The following is a 1,816-nucleotide window of genomic DNA, read 5'->3' as shown; positions in this document are numbered from 1 at the left end:
CCGCTGTTGTCGGACACGATGATGCCGTCCACCGCCGCATCCAGCAGGGTGGCGATGAAGGAATCGCGGCAGGTCACGAATTCCGCGATACGGTCTGGATCGGCGGTCCGGTGAAAGCTGCCGAGGTAGCCAAGCGTCGTCCCGGCCCTGTCGCGGTGGGCGACGACGCAACCGCTGAGGATGAGGCGGCGGCCGTCGCTGCCAACTGTCGGGCAATCGACCGGTGCGGAGCTGGGGGCCGGCGAATCACCGATGGTCGCGATGGCAGCTCCCAGAGCCGCTGCGACAGGATGTTCGATGCCATCCAGCGGATGGCCCACCAGATCCGCCGGCGACCTGTCCAGCGCTGCCGCGAAATGCCGGTCGGCGTGGCGGCACACGCGGTCGCTGTCCAGGTAGACCACGGCCATCCCGCCGTCGTCGAGCAGGCTGGTGGCCAGCGAAGCCAGAAATACCGGATCGCGCGGCAGGCCGGCGGTATTCGCCGCATCCGAACCGCTGCACTCGGAACCGTTCATCTGATCCGCCGGTTGTAGGTCCACGAAACGATCCGCATATAATCTCTGTTCCGCCCCGAAGGCCGCCCTGACGATGCGCCCTCGGACGGCCGGGACGCGGAATCAGATCCCCAATCGGGGGTATTATGACCCCGTCCGGCGTCTTTTCCAACGTCAAGCGGCAGCGAAGAAGCATAAGATTTCTGCAACCGCGACATTGCGATGCGCCCGAACTCTAACGGTTGTGGGCCGGTGCGCGATTGACATGGTTCAATGCGACGCAGTGTTTCGGAGATAAACGCTCCCCGTCCGCGGCGCCGCTACATCCTTTGCGCGTCCACCCTGCGACAATTCGGGGGCATCGGGTGGGGCATTCTGGACCTGTGGACGTATTCATCGCAGGATGTCGAAGGGCAGCTGCCGAGGTCATCCCCTGTTGCCGCACCGCGCACGCCTTATCTCTTTGTGCCTGTATGGAGGAATAAACCGGAAGTTCCAGGCGTTCTCCTGACAACGGCCGAGGCAGCCGACTTCACGTTGGACGCCGCCATGGCGTCGGGTGCGCCAAGGGTCCGCGGCTCGAAAAAACGATTGGGAGCATTCCGACATGACCAACGCATTCAGCCAGATCCGACACGCCGACGGCCGTGCGTACTACCAGGGCAGCCCGCTGTCCCTGGCCGATGCGCAGATCATGCTCAATGACGATATTCTGGGTGGCAGAGTCCGCGTCGGCGCCTATCTGCGGGTCGATGGCGGACGCTTGGTGCTGGTGAACGGCCCTGCTCTGCATCGGTCGTTCAACCGGCCGGTCTCGCCCGCATTCAATTCCCGCGCGGCCCGGCAAGAATAAGGGTCGCGCCGACCAGGCAAACCAGTGCGCCGGCCGCATCCCAGCGGTCCGGGCGCGCGCCTTCGACCAGCCAGAGCCACAACAGCGACGCGGCGATGTAGACGCCGCCGTAGGCGGCATAGGCGCGTCCGGCAAAATCGGCGTCGGCCCGGGTCAGCAACAGGGCGAACAGGCATAGGCAAGCCAGCCCGGGCAGTGCCCACCAGCAGCTGCGGCCCAGCCTTATCCAGGCCCAGAAGGCGAAGCAGCCGGCAATCTCCGCCAGTGCGGCCGCTGCATACACACCCAGCATGGTTCCCAGCCTACCCTCCCTCCATTCTCCGTTTCGCATCCGTCATCGATGCCGGCGCATGCCGCCGCTACGATGCTGATCTCCGACTCATTCGCCGTCAATGAGTTGCGCACCGCGGAAAAGCGCCACAGCTCGTTTCAATTTGGCGCCCTAATATTACAGGCATTCAGGACT

Annotated in this window: 2 protein-coding genes and 1 pseudogene; 1 reads left to right on the top strand and 2 read right to left on the bottom strand. The window is 64.5% G+C overall.

The annotated features are described in order from the left end of the window. A pseudogene (locus I71_RS00615) lies at nt 1-518 on the bottom strand (bifunctional diguanylate cyclase/phosphodiesterase); the annotation flags it as partial. Between the two features lie 586 nt (nt 519-1,104). On the opposite strand from I71_RS00615, the gene I71_RS00610 reads away from it, so the two are divergent. Beyond that, the gene (locus tag I71_RS00610) at nt 1,105-1,350 is read left to right on the top strand and encodes a hypothetical protein (RefSeq protein WP_042688663.1); all 246 of its coding nucleotides are present in this window, start codon (nt 1,105-1,107) and stop codon (nt 1,348-1,350) included. Here the strand turns inward: I71_RS00610 and I71_RS00605 are convergent. Then, nucleotides 1,322-1,642: a YnfA family protein gene (locus tag I71_RS00605; protein ID WP_042688660.1), complete on the bottom strand. Its 321-nt coding sequence runs from the start codon at nt 1,640-1,642 to the stop codon at nt 1,322-1,324. The two genes, I71_RS00610 and I71_RS00605, sit on opposite strands and share 29 nt — an antisense overlap. Nucleotides 1,643-1,816 lie beyond the last annotated feature (174 nt).

Origin of the sequence: Azospirillum sp. B506 (assembly GCF_000333595.1) — a bacterium.
Taxonomy (GTDB): domain Bacteria; phylum Pseudomonadota; class Alphaproteobacteria; order Azospirillales; family Azospirillaceae; genus Azospirillum.
This window is presented reverse-complemented; position numbering and strand designations above follow the sequence as displayed.